The organism is Anaeromyxobacter sp. SG64 (genome assembly GCF_022690745.1).
Lineage (GTDB): Bacteria > Myxococcota > Myxococcia > Myxococcales > Anaeromyxobacteraceae > Anaeromyxobacter > Anaeromyxobacter soli.
This window is the reverse complement of record NZ_JALCZB010000024.1, coordinates 1-16611: the sequence shown is the minus strand read 5'-3', so window position 1 is coordinate 16611 and position 16611 is coordinate 1. Positions and strand designations below refer to the sequence as shown.

The following is a 16611-nucleotide window of genomic DNA, read 5'->3' as shown; positions in this document are numbered from 1 at the left end:
GCCGGCCGGCAGCTCGAGGAGGGCACCGCTACCCCATCACAGTGTAGCGGGGGACGGAGGCGAGCGCCCGGATCGATGCTATCTAGGCTCCCGGAACGCCGCGTCGTAGTGACCCGCGGTGGAGAAGAGGCAAGGTGGCGGCGGATCGGGGGTTCAGGGTGATCTCGCGCGAGCCGGTGGGGGCGCGGCGGCTCGGGTTCACCGGCGGGGCCGTGGTCGCGCACGCGCTCGTGGTCTGGGTCGCGACCCGGTCACCGCCGCCGCCGCCGCGGCCGGCCGTCCCGCTCGACGTCCTGCTCGTCCCTCCGGGCGCGCTGCGCGAGCGGCTCCTGCTGCCCTCGCCGGCCCCCGCCCCCGAGCGCCGGGCTCCGGGGCCGCTGAGCCCCGCCCCCGGGCCCGCCCGTCGCCCGGATCCCCGCCGCCTCGTCCCTCCCAACGTGCCCGTCTCCGCCAGCGCACCGCCGCTCGAGGCGGTGGACCCGGGGGAGCTGCCGGCGCTCACCGGCGGGGAGGTCGCCTTCTCCGGCAAGGGCGGCGATCCGTACAGCCGGCTCCCGCGCGGCGGAGGAGGCGCCGGCGGCGGGATCGCGCCGGGGGGCGTCGAGGCGTCGGAGTGGCTCGTCCTGCACCAGCGCGAGATCGTTCGGCGCATCCAGGAGCGCGCCTCCACGCGGCCCTACCCCATCGTCGCCGCGGCCATGGGCTGGACGGGCCTCGTGCGAGTCGCCTTCACGATCCGGACGGACGGGAGCGTCGCCGACCTTCGGGTCGTGAAGTCGAGCGGAAGGCAGGTCCTCGACGAGTGCGCCCTCGAGGACGTCCGCGCCTCGGCCCCGTTTCCTCGCCCGTCGGAGGAGCAGTCGGTCGAGGTCCCCATCCTCTACGTGCTCACCTGATGCGCGCCGTCACCCGCCCGGCGGGCGGCTTGCACCGAGGCCCGGCTCGCGCGGAGGATGCGCCCGTGCGACCGAGACCCGAGGAGCGGCTGCGCGAGATCCCCTGGCACGCGCTCGCCGGACGGGCAGCCGCGCTCGACGCGCCGCTCGCGGAGATCCTCGGCGGCGCGGCAGCGGAGCGGGTGGTCGATCGCGTCCTGCGCGGCGAGCGCGCGCTTCCGGGCGAGGCGCGACGGGCGTTCGCGGAGGCGCTCTTCGGCGTGGCGCTGTGGCGGCGCCGCCTGCGGGCCCAGCTCGGCGATCCGGACGCGCCGCCGCGCCTGCTCCTCGGCGCGCTGCTGCGCGACCTCGCCCTCCGCCCCGACGCGGAGACGCTCGCGGCGCTCGCGCCGGGCGCGCTGCCCCCGCCCCGACCGGCGCCCACCGCCCTCGCCGATCGCGCCTCGCTCCCCGACTGGCTCGCGGCAGAGCTCGTCGCTGCGGCCGGGGACGAGGCGGACGCGCTCGCCGACGCGCTCGACCTCCCCGGGCCGATCTGCCTGCGCGTGAACCTGCTCCGCGCCACGCGCCAGGCGGCGGCCGCGCGGCTCGCCGCGGAAGGCGTCGCGACCCGGGCCGGGCGCCTCGCCCCCGCCTGCCTCGTGGTCACCTCGGCGCGGCCCAACGTCTTCGGCCTCGAGGCCCACCGCGCCGGGATCGTCGAGGTGCAGGACGAGGGGAGCCAGCTCCTCGGCGCGCTCGTCGGAGCGCGACCGGGGGAGACGATCCTCGACGCCTGCGCGGGCGCGGGCGGGAAGACGCTCCTGCTCGCGTCGGACGTCGGCGCGGCGGGGCGCGTGTTCGCCGTCGATCCCGACGCCGCGCGGCTCGACCGGCTGCGCGTGCGGGCGGCGCGCGCGGGCGCTGGACCCTCCGTGGTGATCCAGGGCGCCGCGGCGCCGGAGGCGCTCCTCGCGGATCGCGTCCTGGTGGACGCGCCCTGCTCCGAGCTGGGCGCGCTGCGCCGCGGGCCGGACCAGCGCTGGCGGATCGATCCGGCGAGCTTCCCGGCGCTCCCCGCGCTGCAGCTCGGGATCCTCGCGCGCGCCGCGCGCCACGTCCGGCCCGGCGGCCGGCTCGTCTACGCGACCTGCACGTTCCGGCGGCAGGAGGACGAGGAGGTGGCGCTCGCCTTCGAGGCGGGGCACCCGGAGTACGTGCGCGTGGCGCCCGCCGCGGACCCGGCGGTGATCACGGGAGAGCGGTTCGTGCGGACCTGGCCGCACCGGCACGGGACGGACGGGTTCTTCGCGGCGGTCTGGGAGCGCAGGGGGTGAGCGGCCGATCAATGATTCGCGAAACAGGCGAGCGAAGCGAGCCCGCCGGGGCGACGCCGCGGAAGCGGCGAAGCCGCTCGCGGCGGCGCACGGGACCCGGCGAGCAGGGGTGGGTCCCCGACGACGGCGGCCAGCCGTCGGCGGGGCGGGGGCGCAGCCCTCAGGATTGATCACATCCTGAGGGCCAGCGCCGCTCCGCGCTCGAGTAACAGCAGGTCTTCGTAGCCCCTTCCGAGCACCTGCCAGCCCGGTTCGCCGTTGTTCTTGATATGCCCGCCGAGCTTCGCGACGGCGAACATCGCGTCGCGAATGGTGGGTTCCTCCCGGAGCTTCACGTCGGGGTGCCGCTGCAGGAGCATCAGCTTGAGGGGGGAGAGGACGCGGTCCGCCGGCAGATCTGCGTCATCGCGGGAGAGCTGGCGTAACGCCAACAGCTGCCAGGCGATGGGTGTGAACACCGCGAGCGCATTCAGGAGCGCGTGCTTCGATTCGAGCTGGCGCTTCTCGTACGCGCATCCCTGCTTCAGCGCGCGGAAGAACTCCTCGATAACCCACCGGGCGCGGTACGCGTCGACGATAGCTGCCACGTCTTCGGCGGTCTCGACGGGCTCGGTCGTGACCAGTCGCCACTCGACCGGATCGATGCCACGCCCGACGTTCTTCTCGCGAACGCGCACCACATTGAGGCGAAGGCGTTCGGGAACGCGCGCGCCGAGATGTGAGGGGCGCAGGATCGTCACGGAGCAGGCGGTCACGGAGAGCGTTGCCGAACGCTCCCTCCGGTAGGGATGCTTCTTCGCTCGGCTCGGAGGATCTCGCCGTTGGGGCGACCTCGCCGAGAGCGCCACCTGCCGCGTGAGCAGCGCCCTCTTGCCCCTGAGGACATCGCTGATGCGGCCCCGCCCCAGCGCAGTCTCTGTGGCGCGGTCGAACTGCAGCCGAACGACGAAGCGTCGGTTCTCCGACGCGAGTGCCGCGAACAGCTCGTATCCGTCGGCTTCGCGATCCATGACATGCACCGCGGAAACGCCCTCGCCGAGTTCCGCGTCCGCGCGCCGAACGAGGTCCACCCAGCGACGCGACTCCTTGTCTTCCATGGGCCGACGCTCGCGATGGCGTGCCGTCCGGCCCCCGCGCTCACGGAACACGGTTTCGATGCCGAGCATGCCGAGGGGCGCGCGGTCGCGAGCAGCCACCGCGAGCGCGAAGTGGCCGAGGAAGCCGTGCGTCGTGTCACCTGCTATTCGGCCGAGACCTTCGCGCTCCGAGCTGAACCGGAACTCCGAGCTGTCGTGCGCGACCACGACGGCGCCCGCGCTCGCGCACCGACTGACGGTGGCGCGAACGTGCGGTACCAGCACCACCTCGGGGGTTACGGCCTCGTTTCCGAGAAACCTGTACGTGGCCTCCAGCGCCGCGTCCGATCCGGCCGCCTTCGGGAAGCTCCGATCGGGCGCCTTCGCGATCTGCTCCGCGAGGCGAACGAGCCGCTTGCTCAGCCGCTTGTCACCGAAGTCCGCCGTGTCGACCTCGCCGCGGATGTCCATGGCGAGGGTAGATCACGGCGGGGCGCTGAACGCCAGATGTGTAGGATCCTGAGGGCGCAGCCCCCGTTCGAACATGTCCTACAGCTCCGTCTTCATGACCGCGCCCGCGGACGCGTTCGACACGAGCAGCGCGTAGCGCCTGAGCCAGGAGGAGCGGACCTCCTTGCGCTTCGGGCGGAAGCCCTCGCGCCGCCGGGCGAGCTCCGTGTCGGGGACGTCCACGGTGAGCGCGCGCGCCGCCACGTCGATGGTGATGGGATCGCCGTCCTGCACGAGGCCGAGGGGCCCGCCCTCGGCGGCCTCCGGCGACACGTGCCCGACGCAGGCGCCGCGCGTCGCGCCGGAGAAGCGGCCGTCCGTGACGAGCGCGACCTGGTCGCCGAGGCCCATGCCCTGGATGAGCGCCGTGGGCGAGAGCATCTCCTGCATGCCCGGCCCGCCCCTCGGCCCCTCGTAGCGGATGACCACGAAGTGCCCGGGCTTCACCTTGCCGGCCATGATCCCGGCGGTCGCCTCGTCCTGCGAGTCGAAGCAGATCGCGCGGCCGGTGAACCTCCGCATCGAGGGCTCGATGCCGGCGGTCTTCACCACCGCGCCCTCCGGCGCGAGGTTGCCGAACAGCACCGCGAGGCCGCCCACGGGCGAGTAGGCCTCCTCGAGCGGATGGATCACGGTGCGATCCTTGATCTCCGCCTCGCGGATGCGCTCGCCGACCGTCTCGCCGCTCACGGTGAGCGCGTCCTCGCGGACGAGCCCCCCGCGCCGCGCCACCTCGTGCAGCACCGTCGGGACGCCGCCCGCGCGGTGGATGTCTTCCATGTGCACGGTGGACAGCGACGGCGCGATCTTCGCGATGTGCGCGACCTTCCCCGCGATCGCTTCGATGTCCTTCAGGTCGAGGGCGACGCCCGCCTCGCGCGCGATGGCGAGCATGTGCAGCACGGTGTTCGACGAGCCGCCCATCGCCATGTCGACCACCATCGCGTTGTGGATGGCGTCCTTCGTGACGATGCGCCGCAGCCGGAAGCGCTCGTCGCCGGCGATCTCCACCGCCCGGCGCGCCGCGCGGCGCAGGAGCGCCTCGCGCTCCGGGGTGAGCGCCAGGATGGTCCCGTTGCCGGGGAGCGCGATGCCCATCGCCTCGCAAAGGACGTTCATCGAGTTCGCGGTGAACATCCCGGAGCACGAGCCGCCGGAGGGGCAGGCGCGGCACTCGATGTCGTGCAGCTCGGCGTCGCCCATCTCCCCGCGGGCGCGCTTGCCGACCGCCTCGAACATCGTGGTGAGGTCGATGGGCGTGCCGTCCGCCTTGTGGCCCGCCTTCATCGGCCCGCCGGAGACGAACACCGTCGGCACGTCCACCCGGAGCGCGCCCATCACCATGCCGGGGACGATCTTGTCGCAGTTCGGGATGCAGACGAGCGCGTCGAGGCAGTGCGCGTTCATCATCGTCTCGATCGAGTCGGCGATGAGCTCGCGCGAAGGCAGGCTGTAGAGCATGCCCGCGTGCCCCATGGCGATCCCGTCGTCCACGCCGATGGTGTTGAACTCGAAGGGGACGCCGCCCGCCTTGCGGATCTCGTCCTTCGCGATCCGGCCGTACTCCTGGAGGAAGAAGTGGCCCGGGATGATGTCCACGTGGCTGTTCGCGATCCCGACGAACGGCTTGTCGAAGTCGGCGTCGGTGAGGCCGGTCGCGCGGAGCAGGCTGCGGTGGGGGGCCCGCTCGAACCCCTTCTTGATCATGTCGCTGCGCACGTTCCGGTTGTCCCCATTCGGCCACCGGGTTGTCAACCCGCGCGGCTTGACCGCCCGCCCGCCCGCTCGCGGCGAGGGCGCCGTCCGGTTATGAGCACGGGCGATGGCCGCGCCCGCTCCGAGCTTCGAGGAGGCGATCGCCCGCGTTCGCGCCGCGCTCGCCGAGCGGCCGGCGCGCGCGCTCGAGGTGCCCGGCTTCCGGCGCGCGGGCGTGCTCGTCCCGATCCTGGCGCGGCCCGAGGGCCCCACGCTGCTCTTCACCCGCCGCACCGAGACGCTCCCGCACCACAAGGGCGAGATCTCGTTCCCCGGTGGCGGCTGCGCGCCGCGCGAGAGCGCCTTCGCCGCGGCGCTGCGCGAGGCCGACGAGGAGGTCGGGCTCGCGCCCGGCGGCGTGGAGCTGCTCGGCGCGCTCGACGACGTCCCGAGCATCGCGCGCTACGTCGTCACCCCCGTGGTCGCGGCGGTGCCCGCCCCGCCCCCCGCCTTCGTGCGCGCCGAGGCCGAGGTCTCCGAGCCGTTCGAGCTGCCGCTCGCCCGGCTGCTCGACCCGGGGAACCGGCGCGCCTCGCTGTGGGATCCGGCGCGGCTTCCGGCCGAGGCCGCCGCGGCGCTCCTCTCGGTGCGGGTGCCGTTCGAGGAGGTGGACGCAGCGACCGGCCAGTGGCGGGTGTGGTCGTTCCACGCCGATCCGGCGCGCGTCGTGTGGGGGCTCACCGCCCGCGTGCTCGCGGATCTGCTCGACCGCGCGTTCCACGGGGAGCTCCCGCGTTGAGGCGCCCCGTCCTCGCGGGTCGCCGGGCCCCGCGGTGGAGCTTAGGATGTCGGACGGTGCGCAGACGACTCGCCCCCGCCGCGGTCCTCGCCTTCGCCTGCGCGCTCGCCTGTGGCGGCGGGTCGAAGAGCAGCGGGACCGAAAAGACGTGCAAGGCCGCGATCGACTGCGGCGGCGTCCTCGTCTGCATCGCCGGAAAGTGTGCGGCGGCGGCGCCCGTCTCCGCGGCCTGCTCGCCGCCTTCCCACCCCACGGCCGTCCTCGGCGATCCCATGACGGCGCCCGATCCCGGCACCGCCTGCCAGACCCCCATCCGCGCGCCGGTGTACCCGGGGGCCCAATCGCTCGGGGAGCTCCCGGTCGGCGCCCAGGCGCAGTTCCAGGTGCCGCCGGGGACCTGGAGCGTGACGGTGGTCTCCCAGGAGGTCGCCGGCTCGGCGCCCGACTTCGTCTACCTCGAGACCGGGCAGGCGTGCGGCGTGACGGCGGACTGCGGGGCCGGGGTGCAGTGCGTGAGCGGACAGTGCGCGTTCGGGATCCCGAACTCGGTGGTCCCCACCGGCGTCACCGCACCCGACTCCCGGGTCTTCTACGACGAGCTCGCCAAGATCCCCCAGGACGCGAACGGCTATCCCGACTACACCGGCCTCCTCGGCTACTACGGGGGGTTCACGCCCGTCTCCGGCGCGCTCACGCTCCCCAACACCTCCCCCGGCCTGGACGCCGCGCGCAGCGCGGGCGGGCTGCCGCCCGGCACCTGGACGCTCACGGTCAACGACTACGCCTACGAGTGCGCCGCGATGTCGGGGTGCACCGGGGGGAGCAGCTCGAGCCGTTACGACGTGCAGGTCCTCACGCGCGCGGGCCCCATCACCTCCACCGGCACGCTCGACGTCGACGTCTACGTCGCGTCGGCGAGCGCGACCGCGGCGGGGCTCGCGCACGACCCGCAGCTCGCGCGCCTGTTCCAGAGCGTGGCGGCGGTGCTCGGACACGCGGGCCTCTGCCTCGGCAGCGTGGTGCTCCACGACCTGCCGGCGTGGGCGCAGTCGAGGTACGCGAACGTGAACATCGACTCCACCGGCCCGTGCGATCCGCTCTCGCAGCTCTTCACGCTCGCCGAGGCGCAGCGCCCGTCGATCCACCTCTTCCTCGTGGACGAGCTCACCGTCACCGCGAACGACCCGAACGACCCGTTCGCGATCGTCGGCATCGACGGCTCGATCCCCGGCCCGTCCGGCGTCCCCGGCACCGTGAACGGGGGGGCGGTGGTGACGCTCGCGGACCTGGGCATGGGGAGCTGCGGCGGGACGGTCGACATCGCGCATTGCGGCACGGACCGCATGGCCTTCATCGTGGCGCACGAGGCGTCCCACTGGCTCGGCCTGTACCACACGACCGAGCGGTCCGGCACGATGTTCGACCCGCTCTCCGACACGCCCACCTGCGCCTGCGCGACCTGCGCGCCGGTCGCCGATCGGGCGACCTGCGAGGACAAGCTCACCGACCCCTCGCAGACGCCCTTCGACGTGACCGGCGCCGACTGCTCCGGCGCAGGCACCACCTGCGCCGGCGCCTCGAACCTCATGTTCTGGCTGCTCGACGACACCCGCTCGAACGGGTCGGTCACGCCGCAGCAGTCCGAGGTCATGCGCCTCAACCCTGCGGTCCGCTGACGGAGCCTCCATGACCGCTGCCCTCGCCGCCCTCGCGCTCGCCCTCGTCTCCTCCACCGGTGCCGCCCGCGCGCCCGCGTGCACGCCCCCCGGCGCGAGCGCGCCGGAGGCCGGGGCCCGCCCGTGCGATCCCGCCGTGCGCGCGAGGACGCTCGAGCTCCTCGGCGCGATCGATCGTCCGATCCGGCCGGAGACCTGGCGCGCGCTCGGGCCGGACGCCGAGCCGGTGCTCGCCGAGGTCGCGGCCTCCGACGCGCTCCCCACCCGCCGCGCCCTCGCGCTCGAGGGGCTCGCCGCCATAGGCGGCGCGCGCGCCGAGAAGCTGCACCGCTCGCTCGCGGCCGACACCCACGAGCCGCGCGCCGTCCGCCGCGCCGCGATCCGCGGCCTCGGCCGGCTCGTCCCCCGGGAGAAGCTCGACGCCACGCTGCGCCCGCTCCTCGAGCGCGATCCGGATCGCGGCGTCCGCGCCGGCGCCGCCGAGGTGCTCTCTCGCCGCTCCCCCGCCTCGTCCTGCGCCGCCATCCGCGCGCAGGCCCGGCGCGAGGGGACCGCCGGGAGCGGGCTCTTCGCGCGCGCGCTCGCCGCCTGCGAGCGGTAGCGACCCCATCGCGCGCCTCGTGACGCGACCCGCTCCACCGGGCTCCGCGCTATCCTCCCCACCTCCGTGCTCGCCCTCCTCGTCGCGCTCGCGCTCGCTCAGGCCCCCGGCCTCCCGCCCTCCGCCTGCGCGCTGCACCGCGCCCTCTTCCCGAGCGCGCCGCAGCCTCCCGGCGGCGAGCCCGGCTGCGCCGACGCGCTGAAGGAGGCGTGCGACTCCGGCCGGCGCCTCGCGTGCCACGGGCTCGCGCGCGTGCTCGAGGCGGGGACCGCAGGCAGGCCCGATCCCGAGCGCGCGCTCGCGCTCTTCGCTCGCGCCTGCGCCGCCGGCGTCGCCGACGCGTGCGCGGGCGCGGCCGAGCTGCGCGCGGCGCGGGGCGATCGGGAGGGGGCCCGCGCTTCCCGCGAGGAGGGGTGCGCGATGGGCTCGGCCCGCGCGTGCGCGCTGCTCGCGGCGGACGCCCCGCCCGGCCGCGCCGACCGCCTCGCCGAGCGGGCCTGCGATCTCGGCGCCGCCGAGGGGTGCCTCGCGCTCGCCCGCGAGGCCGACGGCGAGCGACGGGGAGAGCTCCTGTGGCGGGCCTGTCGCCTCGGCGCGGACGCGGCCTGCGCTGCGATGGCGCTGCCCGCCGGCGAGGCGCGCTGCGCGGACGGCGACGGGGAGTCGTGCCTCGAGGCGGGGAAGGTGCTGCAGGAGGGGCGGGCGGCGCCGGCGGACGGCTCGCGCGCCGCGGAGCGCTACGCCCGCGCCTGCGAGCTCGGGCTCGCCGCGGGGTGCAGCCGCCTCGGCGTGCTCCTCCGCTTCGGCGCGGGCGTGCCCCACGACGAGGCGCGCGCCCGGGCGCTGTTCGAGCGCGCCTGCGCGGAGGGAGACGACGAGGGCTGCCGGCTGCGTGACGACCCGGTGCGGCTGGAGGAGTGACGGCGCCCCCCGCGCGCCGGGCTCATCATCGAGGACGGCGGGCGGAGCACGCCGTCACGCCGAAGGCTGGCCGGGTGGCGCGGCGCCGCCGGGGCGCGGCGCGTGGAGCGCGGCCCGGATCCCGGCGAGCAGCGCACCCTCCTCGATCGGCTTCGGCACGAAGACGTCGGCGCCGGCCGCGAACAGCTCGACGCGCGCCGCCGGGCGTCCGGAGATGCCCACCACCGGGAGGGAGGCGAGGCGGAGGTCCGGCGAGCGACGCAGCGCGGTGACGACCTCCGCGCCGCGCATGCCGGGCATCGCGTCGTCCACCAGCAGGAGGTCCGGCGGATCGGCGTGGGCGAGCGCGAGCGCGACCTCTCCCGACTCGGCCTCGAGGCACACGTGCCCCGCGTCCTCGAGCATGAGGCTCACGAGCCTGCGGACGAGGTGGTTGTCGTCGACGACCAGGATGCGGAGGAGCGCCATCGGTGCCGCCGGAGCAAGCTAGTGACGTGGGGGCGCGGAGGAGAAGCGGGAGGCGCCGTTCGCTCCGTCGAGCTACCGGGGTGACCGTACCGGCTTCACGGGGAGCGGCGCGCGACGCGATGCGAAACAGGTCCTGGGCCGATCGTCCGACGGGGGAAGGTCGTTCAGGGGTGCTGGCCCGCGTCGTCCTGCGGCTGGAACGCGGCCCACATGTCGCGGGCGTCGCGGACCTGCTCCATGAGCGCGATGCCGATCGCGCAGGCGAGGAAGACCGCCAGCGCGAGCATCCACGGGTGGAACTCGAGCAGGTCCCTCGGGCTCAGCGGAGCCCGCCCCTGCCGATCGTCGTTCCGCGCCGCCATGCCCGGTAAGTAGACCGCGCCCAGCGCACGATGCAACCCCTTCGGCGTGGTGCGCCCAGGCGTTCAGGCGCTCGCGGTTGGGGCCCTCCCACCTGGAGCCTCGCGATATCGGCGCAGAAGGGTCGGGGAGCCCCCGGCGTGGCGCGCGCCCCGGCCCGTGCGGTGCAGGCCCCGTACTACACTCCCGCGCCATGCTCGCCACCCTGCTCGCCGCCGTCAGCCTCGTCGCGGCGCCCCCGCGCACGCTCCGGGTCGACTACTTCCACACCGGCACCGCCACCGACGAGCGCTTCAGCCTCGATCGTGTGGTGCTCGAGCCCCTCCCCTTCCCCGGCCGGCCGGACCGTCCCGTCGACGACACGAACCTCGGCAAGTACTTCTTCGAGGTCCGCGACCTCGGCACGCAGAAGGTCCTCTACTCGCGCGGCTTCGCCTCGATCTTCGGCGAGTGGGAGCTGACCGACGAGGCGCGCAAGGCGAACCGGACGTTCTCCGAGTCGGTGCGCTTCCCGGCGCCCGCCGCGCCGGTGCAGCTCGTGGTGAAGAAGCGCGACGCGGAGCGGACGTTCCGCGAGGTCTGGTCGCTCGTGGTCGATCCGCACGATCGGTTCGTGGACGACTCTCGCCCGCCGTCGCCCGGCCCGGTCGTCGCCCTCCAGGACGCGGGCGACCCCGCGACGAAGCTCGACCTGCTGCTCGTCGGGGACGGCTACACCGAGAAGGAGCGCGCCAAGTTCGAGAAGGACGCGCGCCGGCTCCTGGAGATCCTCTTCGAGCACGAGCCGTACCGGTCGCGGCGCCGGGACTTCAACGTGTGGGGGATCTGCCCGCCGGCGGAGGAGCGCGGCGTCTCCCGCCCGCTCACGGGGATCCACCGCCGCAGCCGGGTCGGCGCCACGTACGACGCGTTCGGCTCGGAGCGCTACGTCCTCTCCTTCGAGAACCGCTCGCTGCGCGACGTGGCGTCCTTCGCGCCCTACGACGCGATCGCCATCCTCGTGAACGCCGAGACCTACGGCGGCGGCGGCATCTTCAACCTCTACGCCACCGTCGCCGCGGACAACCGCTGGGCGGGCTACATCTTCGTCCACGAGCTCGGCCACTCGCTCGCTGCGCTCGCCGACGAGTACTTCACCTCCGAGACCGCCTACCTGCCGAGCGAGGCGCGTCCCGAGCCGTGGGAGCCGAACGTCACGGCCGACCCGCACGCCGCGAAGTGGAAGGAGCTGCTCTCGCCGGGCGTGCCGCTGCCGACCCCGTGGCCGAAGGAGGAGTTCACCCGCCGCGCGAAGGAGTTCCAGGAGCAGCGCAAGGCGATCCGCGCGCGCAACGGGGCGGAGGCGGAGATGGACGCCCTCTTCCTCGCCCAGCAGAAGGAGGAGACGGCGCTCCTCTCCGCCGCCCCGACCGCCGGGAAGGTGGGCGCGTTCGAGGGCGCGAACTACGAGGCGAGCGGCTACTACCGGCCGGAGCTCGACTGCGTGATGTTCACGCGCGATCCGGTGCCGTTCTGCGCGGTGTGCCGGCGGGCGCTCTCGAGGGTGTTCGACCTGTACGCGGCCCCGGCGAAGGGACGCTGACCGGGACGCCGGGGAAGTCGCCCCACCGGCCGCGCCGCCGCTGCCCGACGTACCCCCTCGGGCCGGGCCATGCCCTCGCACCCGGATGGCGCGGCGCGTTATGATTCTCGAATCAACCGGCCCGGAGGCCTCCCGATGACCGACAAGAGGACCGCGAGCTTCATGCGCTCGCTCTGCATGGGCGAGATCGAGGAGGAGATCCTCCTCCCCTACCCGGAGCCGAAGACGGGCGAGAAGGAGACGCTGGCGGCGGTGCTCCAGACGCTCAAGTCGATGCTCGGCGGGCGCGAGCGCGACTTCCGCGCCTGGGATCGGGCCGGCGAGATGCCGAAGGACTTCGTGAGCGAGCTCAAGGACGCGGGCCTCTTCAGCCTCGTCATCCCGGAGGCGCACGGCGGGCTGGGGCTCGGCGCCACCGCCTACTCGCGCATCATGCAGGAGCTCGCCCGCTACGACGCCTCCGTGGCGGTGACCGTCGGCGCGCACAGCTCGATCGGCATGCGCGGCCTGCTCCTGTTCGGGACCGAGGAGCAGAAGGCTCGCTTCCTGCCGCGGCTCGCCACGGGCGAGCTCGTCGCCGCGTTCTGCCTGACCGAGCCGGGCGCCGGCTCGGACGCCGCCGGCATCAAGACGACGGCGGTGCGCGACGGCGACGACTGGATCCTGAACGGCGAGAAGCTCTGGATCACGAACGGCGGCATCGCCGACTTCTTCACGGTCTTCGCGAAGACCTCGCTCGACGGCCGCGGCCGGATCACCGCCTTCATCGTGACGCGCGACATGAAGGGCGTCTCGACCGGTCCCCACGAGGACAAGATGGGGATCCGCGCCTCGTCCACGACCACCGTCGTGCTCGAGGACGTCCGCGTCCCCTCGGCGAACGTGCTCGGCGAGATCGGGCAGGGCTTCAAGCTCGCCATGAAGATCCTGAACGCCGGGCGGACCGGGCTCGGGGGCGGCTCGGTGGGCGGCATGAAGCGGCTCATCGAGCTCGCGGTGCACCAGGCCCGCGACCGCGTGCAGTTCGGGCAGCCCATCGCGAGCTACGACTCGATCCAGCAGAAGATCGGCCAGATGGTCATCGACTGCTACGCCTCGGAGAGCGTCGTGAACCTCGTCGCCGGGCTCGTGGACCGCGGCTACGAGGACTACGCGGTCGAGGCGGCGATCTCGAAGGTGCTCTCGAGCGAGGCGCTGTGGCGGACCGCCGACGAGGCGCTCCAGATCGCGGCGGGCCAGGGCTACATGCGCGAGATGCCCTACGAGCTCGCGCTGCGCGACAGCCGCATCAACCGGATCTTCGAGGGCACGAACGAGATCCTGCGCCTGTTCATCGCGCTCACCGCCATGAACGACGTCGCCGAGGAGCTGAAGGACCTGTCGAGCTCCATGCGCGGGGTGTTCGCCGATCCCATCAAGGGCTTCGGGGTCCTCTCCGACTACGCCAAGCGGCGCGCCCAGCTCGCGACCGGCCTGCGCCGCGAGAAGGGCCGCTTCACGCTCCTCCACCCGTCGCTCGCCCCGGAGGCGGCGCTCTTCGAGGAGGCCGCGACCGCGCTCGCGCGGGCCGCGGACCGGATCCTCCGCAAGCACGGCAAGAAGATCATCGGCGAGCAGCTCGCGACGCGGCGCCTCGCGGACATCATGGTGGACCTGTTCGCGCTCGCGGCGGTGCTCGCGCGCGTCTCCACCAAGATCGACGATCGCGGCGAGGCGTCGGCGGAGATGGAGCGCCAGATCCTCCGCGCCCTCGCCCGCCAGGCGAAGCGGCGCGTCGACCAGAACCTCGCCGGCATCGACGAGAACGAGGACGCGACCGTGAAGCAGCTCGCGAAGCACGTCCTCGAGGCCGGCCGGTACGCCTGGGACAACCTCTGATGATGAGCGACGGATCGCGGTTCGCGGTCACTCGACCGCACGGAGCCGCGCCCTGAGGCCGGCGGCCCGCCCCCGCGTCTCGCCGGGACGGGCCGCCGCTCGCCGTCGGTCCGCTCCTCCCTCGCGCGTCACGCGGGGCGGAGGAACAGCGCGAGGACCCGCTGCCAGCCGTCCTCGCCGAGGGTGGAGGGCGCGGGGGGAGGGAGCGCGCCGCCGTCCGCCGCCGCGAGGCCGAGCTCCTCCTCGACGTAGCGGTCGAGCCGCTCGCGCTCCCGGCGCAGCCAGCCGCCGCCCTCGCGATCCTGCGGGAACGTCATGTAGACGCCGTCCGAGGGCGCGAGGGCGAAGAGCCAGCCGCGCCCGTAGGGCTCGCGCTTCACGAGGCCGGGATCGCCGCGCAAGGTCCCGTTCACGGCCACGACGCGCCCGTCCACCGGCGCGGTGATCCGGACGATGCGGCCGCCCGCCCGGACCACCGCCACGGGATCGCCGCGGCGCACCTGCATGCCGCGGCGAGGCAGCTCGACCGCGCTCGCCGAGGGGAGGAGCCGCTGCGCGAAGTCGTCGAGGCCCACGCGCAGCCCGCTCGCGGCGGGCGCGAGCCAGGTGTGGTTGGGCGCGTAGTACGCGTCCCGGCGGTAGGCGAGGTCGCCCGCGTCCGCCAGGGCGGCCTCGCGGCGGCGCTCACGCGCGCGCCAGGCGAGGGCGAGCGCGAGGGCGGGCAGCGCGAGCGCGAGGAGCCCGGCGAGGAACAGCGCCGAGCGCCCCGCAGCACCGAGGAGGAACGTTCCCAGCGCCTCGAGGATGGAGACGAACGTCGTCATGGTTGCGCTCCCTTTCTTCGCGGTCGAAGTCCCGGCGGGACACCCTCCAGCTTCGCAAGCGACGGGCCAGCGCTCTCGGGCCGGTGAGCCCTCGTTTTCGTTCGGGTCCGCGCTCCCGCGGCAACCCGCCGCGTGGAGGTTCTCAGCGGGCCCCCACGGTCGGCTGCCTGGAACCGCCCTGAATCCGCGCGCGTGGGCGGCGAACGTTGAGTCCGTCAACGCATGGTGAATTCCTCGCTGTCCTCCCGACCCGGCAGGCGCCCCCGCCCGCGCGGGAGCACCGCTCCCGTACGTCCCGGCGGCGAGGGCCCCATGAAGCGTGCCCGCCTCCCCCACAGGCGCGCACCCGGAGCCTTGCGTACCCTCGAGCCCGCGCGAACGTTGTCGTGCCGGAGGGCTCTTCCGCCATGTCGCGCACGCTCCTCGTCGTCGCCGCGCTCGCCGCGATCCCCGTCGTCTCCCGTCCGGAGCCGCCCCGGGCCGAGGGGACCATCGACGCAGGGGACGCGCAGGTGGAGGTGCTGGGGAAGCGCTACGCTCCGGGCGAGACGATCGAGCTCCCCGAGGGTTATCTGCGGGTGGAGGAGGCCGGACCCGAGGACGACGAGATCGGGTCGTTCACCGTCGTCCCGGCGGCGGCGCTCGCGCGCGCTGAGCCCCCCCCGGCGGCGAGCCCCGAGCAGGCGACGGCGCGCAGCGGCGCGCGCGCGCAGCCGGGCGCGGTGGCCGGCAACGGGACGGGAGCGGGGGAAGAGACGACGGCCCCGCGGAGGAGCGCGCACCCCGACTGCAGCGCCGAGCGCGCGGCCTACCTCGCCGAGATCTGGAAGCAGTCGGGGATCGAGGTCTCCGACCCGAAGGGCTTCCTCGCCGGCCTGGAGCAGACCGAGGAGGGCGCGGATCTCACGCTCGCGTGGTTCGCGCTCTCGACCGACGCCTTCCGCACCCTCGCGTGGTCGTCCGATGCTCGCGCCAAGGCGGCCGCGCTCGCGCGCTGCGCGCGGGGGAACTGATCACGCCGCCGCGACCGACTGCTCGGGGGTCTCCGGGGGCGGTGCGGGCCTGAGCGCAGCGAGCCGCTCGGCCGGCACCGACGGGCTCGCGTAGACGAGCTCGAGCGGCGCGCGCACGAACGCGTCGGGCAGGATGCCCACGCCGGAGAGGCCCAGGATGCGGTGGAGCTCGGGCTGCACGCCGAGGAACGGCGCGAGCGAGCGCGTCGCGCGGTGGACGAGCTCGGTGCAGGAGAGCCGCTCGAGGTCGGTGAAGTCGAGGTCGAAGTCGTAGGGCCGCCCGAGCTGGGCGAGCGCCACCTGGCGCACCACCGGCCACGCCTCCTCGAACGGGACCTCGCCGCCCCCGACGAGCCGGTCGCGCACGAGCCGCTCCTCCTCACCGAGGGCGCGGGGATCGTCCGCAGGCGCCTCGGCCCGCTGCCGGAGCCGGGCCGGGAAGCGCAGCACGACGAGCCGGTCGCAGCGGCAGAAGTCGAGCACGTCCTCGGTGAGGACGCCCTCCGCGATGGCGTGGATGACGATCTGCTCGCCGAGGGCCAGCCGCTCGCGGGCTCCCGCCGGAGCGAGGTCGCGGTCGGCGGGGGTGGTGCGGCCGAGGTACAGCCCCACGTGGCTGAACAGGCCGGGGATGAGCTTCCCGTCGAGGTACGCGTCGTAGCCGCGGACGAGCACGTCGCCGGGACGGACGCGGTCGATCACCGCGCGCGCGTCGCGGCCCTTCACCTTGTAGGAGCCGGGGTCGTAGACGATCCACATCGGGAAGCGGAACACCTTCACGTCGCCGAGCACGTCCATGAGCGCGTCTCGCACACGTCCCATCGGGACCTCCGGATCCGAAGGCCCCCGATGAGAGCACACTCAGCGTGAGAGCGCGATACCGACATCACGGTACGTCATTCCCGCTCGAGCGCCTCGAGCTCCGCGCGCCGGGCCGCCGCGCCGGCCTCCGCGGCCTCCGCCCGCGCGCGCGCCTCGTCCGCCCGCCGCAGGGCC

The 16611-nt window shown here is 74.4% G+C and carries 15 protein-coding genes; 9 read left to right on the top strand and 6 right to left on the bottom strand.

Annotated features, from left to right (window positions below):
• Positions 1-134: 134 nt before the first annotated feature.
• Both MNZ29_RS24920 and MNZ29_RS09745 read left to right on the top strand, forming a co-directional pair.
• The gene (locus tag MNZ29_RS24920) at positions 135-896 is read left to right on the top strand and encodes an energy transducer TonB (protein WP_242337266.1); all 762 of its coding nucleotides are present in this window, start codon (positions 135-137) and stop codon (positions 894-896) included.
• A 65-nt stretch (positions 897-961) separates the two neighbouring features.
• On the top strand, positions 962-2212 hold the full coding sequence (locus MNZ29_RS09745; protein WP_242337268.1) for an RsmB/NOP family class I SAM-dependent RNA methyltransferase: 1251 nt from the start codon (positions 962-964) through the stop codon (positions 2210-2212).
• A 170-nt stretch (positions 2213-2382) separates the two neighbouring features.
• Here MNZ29_RS09745 and MNZ29_RS09740 read toward each other — a convergent pair whose 3' ends face one another.
• Positions 2383-3759, bottom strand: a complete 1377-nt coding sequence (locus tag MNZ29_RS09740; protein WP_242355033.1) for an IS4 family transposase — start codon at positions 3757-3759, stop codon at positions 2383-2385.
• Between the two features lie 78 nt (positions 3760-3837).
• Positions 3838-5517 (bottom strand): dihydroxy-acid dehydratase, encoded by a 1680-nt coding sequence (gene ilvD / locus MNZ29_RS09735; RefSeq protein WP_308197056.1) that lies wholly within the window; start codon positions 5515-5517, stop codon positions 3838-3840.
• A gap of 103 nt (positions 5518-5620) precedes the next feature.
• On the opposite strand from ilvD, the gene MNZ29_RS09730 reads away from it, so the two are divergent.
• The 4 genes from MNZ29_RS09730 (at position 5621) to MNZ29_RS09715 (ending at position 9490) form a co-directional block, all read left to right on the top strand.
• Positions 5621-6292: a CoA pyrophosphatase gene (locus tag MNZ29_RS09730; RefSeq protein WP_242337272.1), complete on the top strand. Its 672-nt coding sequence runs from the start codon at positions 5621-5623 to the stop codon at positions 6290-6292.
• A 56-nt stretch (positions 6293-6348) separates the two neighbouring features.
• On the top strand, positions 6349-7968 hold the full coding sequence (locus tag MNZ29_RS09725; protein ID WP_242337274.1) for a hypothetical protein: 1620 nt from the start codon (positions 6349-6351) through the stop codon (positions 7966-7968).
• A 10-nt stretch (positions 7969-7978) separates the two neighbouring features.
• The gene (locus MNZ29_RS09720; RefSeq protein WP_242337276.1) at positions 7979-8569 is read left to right on the top strand and encodes a HEAT repeat domain-containing protein; all 591 of its coding nucleotides are present in this window, start codon (positions 7979-7981) and stop codon (positions 8567-8569) included.
• Positions 8570-8635: 66 nt separating this feature from the next.
• Positions 8636-9490, top strand: a complete 855-nt coding sequence (locus tag MNZ29_RS09715) for a tetratricopeptide repeat protein (RefSeq protein WP_242337278.1) — start codon at positions 8636-8638, stop codon at positions 9488-9490.
• Between the two features lie 54 nt (positions 9491-9544).
• Here the strand turns inward: MNZ29_RS09715 and MNZ29_RS09710 are convergent, their stop codons facing one another.
• Both MNZ29_RS09710 and MNZ29_RS09705 read right to left on the bottom strand, forming a co-directional pair.
• Positions 9545-9958: a response regulator gene (locus MNZ29_RS09710; protein WP_242337280.1), complete on the bottom strand. Its 414-nt coding sequence runs from the start codon at positions 9956-9958 to the stop codon at positions 9545-9547.
• Positions 9959-10122: 164 nt separating this feature from the next.
• Entirely contained in the window at positions 10123-10320 is a 198-nt protein-coding gene (locus tag MNZ29_RS09705; protein ID WP_242337282.1) for a hypothetical protein, read from the bottom strand.
• Positions 10321-10511: 191 nt separating this feature from the next.
• Here MNZ29_RS09705 and MNZ29_RS09700 point away from each other — a divergent pair, with 191 nt between their 5' ends.
• Positions 10512-11900 carry an IgA Peptidase M64 gene (locus tag MNZ29_RS09700; RefSeq protein ID WP_242337284.1) on the top strand — a complete coding sequence of 463 codons (1389 nt, stop codon included), beginning with the start codon at positions 10512-10514 and terminating at the stop codon, positions 11898-11900.
• 135 nt (positions 11901-12035) lie between these two features.
• Positions 12036-13778: an acyl-CoA dehydrogenase family protein gene (locus tag MNZ29_RS09695; protein WP_242337286.1), complete on the top strand. Its 1743-nt coding sequence runs from the start codon at positions 12036-12038 to the stop codon at positions 13776-13778.
• Between the two features lie 128 nt (positions 13779-13906).
• On the opposite strand, the gene MNZ29_RS09690 is transcribed toward MNZ29_RS09695, so the two are convergent.
• Complete coding sequence (locus MNZ29_RS09690) at positions 13907-14602, bottom strand: glycine cleavage system protein H (protein WP_242337288.1); 696 nt, start codon at positions 14600-14602, stop codon at positions 13907-13909.
• A 407-nt stretch (positions 14603-15009) separates the two neighbouring features.
• Between MNZ29_RS09690 and MNZ29_RS09685 the strand changes: the two genes are divergently transcribed.
• A complete protein-coding gene (locus MNZ29_RS09685; RefSeq protein ID WP_242337290.1) occupies positions 15010-15615 on the top strand; it encodes a hypothetical protein in 606 nt (201 codons plus the stop codon).
• Here the strand turns inward: MNZ29_RS09685 and MNZ29_RS09680 are convergent, their stop codons facing one another.
• A complete protein-coding gene (locus tag MNZ29_RS09680) occupies positions 15616-16437 on the bottom strand; it encodes a hypothetical protein (protein ID WP_242355031.1) in 822 nt (273 codons plus the stop codon).
• Positions 16438-16611: the final 174 nt, after the last annotated feature.